Annotated in this window: 3 protein-coding genes and 1 pseudogene; all 4 read left to right on the plus strand. The window is 53.1% G+C overall.

The genetic code is table 11. The annotated features are described in order from the left end of the window. A partial coding sequence (locus ACLTD4_RS33730; protein ID WP_412331977.1) for an ABC transporter permease occupies positions 1–401 on the plus strand: 401 nt, incomplete at its 5' end. Between the two features lie 162 nt (positions 402–563). Next, on the plus strand, positions 564–1,283 hold the full coding sequence (locus ACLTD4_RS33735) for a Crp/Fnr family transcriptional regulator (protein WP_002601355.1): 720 nt from the start codon (positions 564–566) through the stop codon (positions 1,281–1,283). Positions 1,284–1,344: 61 nt separating this feature from the next. After that, positions 1,345–2,127 carry a uridine phosphorylase gene (gene udp / locus ACLTD4_RS33740; protein ID WP_002601354.1) on the plus strand — a complete coding sequence of 261 codons (783 nt, stop codon included), beginning with the start codon at positions 1,345–1,347 and terminating at the stop codon, positions 2,125–2,127. A 15-nt stretch (positions 2,128–2,142) separates the two neighbouring features. Continuing rightward, positions 2,143–2,571 (plus strand): annotated as a pseudogene (locus ACLTD4_RS33745) (purine-nucleoside phosphorylase); the annotation flags it as partial.

Below are 2,571 nucleotides of genomic sequence, written 5' to 3' on the forward strand. Positions count from 1 at the left end.
GCGAGCATCCGGCGGCTGCGGACACCATGGGTATTAATGTCTACGTGATCCGTTGCCTCTGCGTGCTGGTATCGGGAATTTTCGCCGGTTTTGGCGGCGCTTCCATGACGCTTGCCATCATTCCGCAGTTTACGCCCACCGCCATCAGCGGTCAGGGATTTATCGCACTGGCGGCCGTAATCTTTGGAAAATGGACGCCCCACGGCGCATACGGCGCGTGCCTGCTGTTCGGTGCGGCTCAGGCGCTTACGGTTACGCTGGGAGGCGGAGATTTCGCGGTTCCGTCACAGATTCTGGCCATGCTGCCCTATATGATTACCATTGCAATCCTGATTCTGTTTGTCGGAAAATCCTCAGCACCGAAGGCCAGCGGCCAGCCGTACGAGAAGGGCGCCAGATAAAATTGAGGGGGACGCCTGCCGCCAGTCCAATCCGCCAGTCTGGGGTTGGTAAGTCATAGAGGGAAAAATATTAGAAAAATTTGTGAGGAACAGTAGACTTTTTTTGTGAAATGATGCAAACTAGAGGGAGAGGACGGCGAGGATGGATGAAGGAGGTAGACCATGAATGATGTTGTATCTTTGATCAACGAGCTGCGCAGCGAAGAACGCGAGTATCTGAATAATTATCTGGCAAACGCGCCCAAGTGGCTGTTGGAAGCATTTCAGATCGTGCGTCTGAAGAAGGGAACCACGTTCATCCATGAAAACGCGCATGTGGACACTGTATACATTCTGGTAGAGGGAATTGTGAAGGCGACGGACTACCGCATTCAGGAGGTGGCGTACGATTACACGCGATTTTATCCCATCGAGGTGTTCGGGGCCATGGAATTTCTTATGGGGTATGATTTATATAAGACGACCTTAATGACGGAGACGGACTGCCGCTTCCTCTGCGTGTCCAAGGACCAGTTCAGCCGGTGGATGCTGACGGATATCCACGCGGTGCTGGAACAGGTGAAGGCCATGAGTGTTTATCTCGTGGAGCAGGTGAGGAAGGAACGTCTCTTTCTCTTCCTTCAGGGAATCGACCGGCTTTTTCTTCTATTTATGCAGATCTACCGGGATTCAGCCAGACGGGGGGTCTGCCGCATTCATTTGACGAGAAAGGATTTGTCCAACAGCACGGGGCTGTGTGTGAAGACGGTAAACCGATGCGTAAGCCAGATGGAGGAAGAGGGATACATTTCCCGGGAGGGAAGGGGAATCTTAATCAGTGAAGAACAGTACCAGAGAATTAAATCGGCTATGGCGGATAAGATAGATGAGAACGATATCTAGTGCATCATGGCGTATTTACGCCGGGAGGAACTAGTTCCACAGAGAGAAAGGGAGGTTATTTATGACAAATTATTCGGAAAACGAAGGGAAACAGTATCATATCCAGGTGGGAAGAGGTGATGTGGGCCGGTACGTTATTATGCCGGGCGACCCGAAGCGGTGCGCGCTTATTGCGAAATATTTTGACGATCCAAAGCTGATCGCGGACAACCGGGAGTATGTGACGTATACCGGAACGCTTGACGGAACGCCTGTCAGCGTTACCTCCACTGGAATCGGCGGACCGTCGGCTTCGATCGCCATGGAAGAGCTGGTGATGTCGGGAGCGGATACCTTTATCCGTATCGGCACCTGCGGCGGGATGGATATCAATGTTAAGAGCGGGGACCTGGTGATTGCCAACGGAGCTATCCGCATGGAGGGCACCAGCCGCGAATATGCGCCTATCGAATTTCCGGCGGTTCCCGATTTTGATGTGACGAACGCCCTGGCAGCGGCGGCGAAGAAGCTGGAAAAACCGTATCACGTCGGCGTCGTCCAGTGCAAGGATTCTTTCTATGGCCAGCATTCACCGGAGACGAAGCCGGTATCGTATGAGCTGATGAATAAGTGGAACGCCTGGCTGCGTCTGGGCTGCAAGGCTTCCGAGATGGAATCGGCGGCGCTGTTTATCGTGGCCAGCGCGCTGAAGGTGAGAGCGGGATCGGTATTTCTCGTTATGGCCAACCAGGAGAGGGCGAAGGAAGGGCTTGAGAACCCGATCGTCCATGACACGGATGCGGCTATCCGGACAGCTGTTGAGGCTATACGGATGATGATTCAGGAAGAAAACAGCAAAAATTGAGAAGGAGACAGGCAAATGAGTATGACACCAACAGCCCACAACGGGGCGAAACAGGGAGAGATAGCGAAGACAGTACTGATGCCGGGCGACCCTCTGCGTGCAAAATATATTGCGGAGACGTATCTGGAAAATCCGGTGCTGGTGACATCGGTGCGCAACATGTTCGGTTATACCGGAACGTATAAGGGAAGAGAGATTTCCGTCATGGGAGGCGGAATGGGAATGCCGTCTGTGGGCATTTACACGTATGAGCTGTTCCATTTCTATGGCGTGGAGCAGATTATCCGCATCGGTTCCGCAGGAGCCTTACAGGACGGGGTAAAGCTTATGGACGTGGTAATCGGCATGGGAGCCTGCACGGATTCTAACTATGCTTATCAGTACGGCCTCCCCGGGACATTTGCCCCTATTGCTGACTACGGTCTGCTGGCGAAAGCGGTGGAT

Source organism: Hungatella sp. (assembly GCF_046966825.1).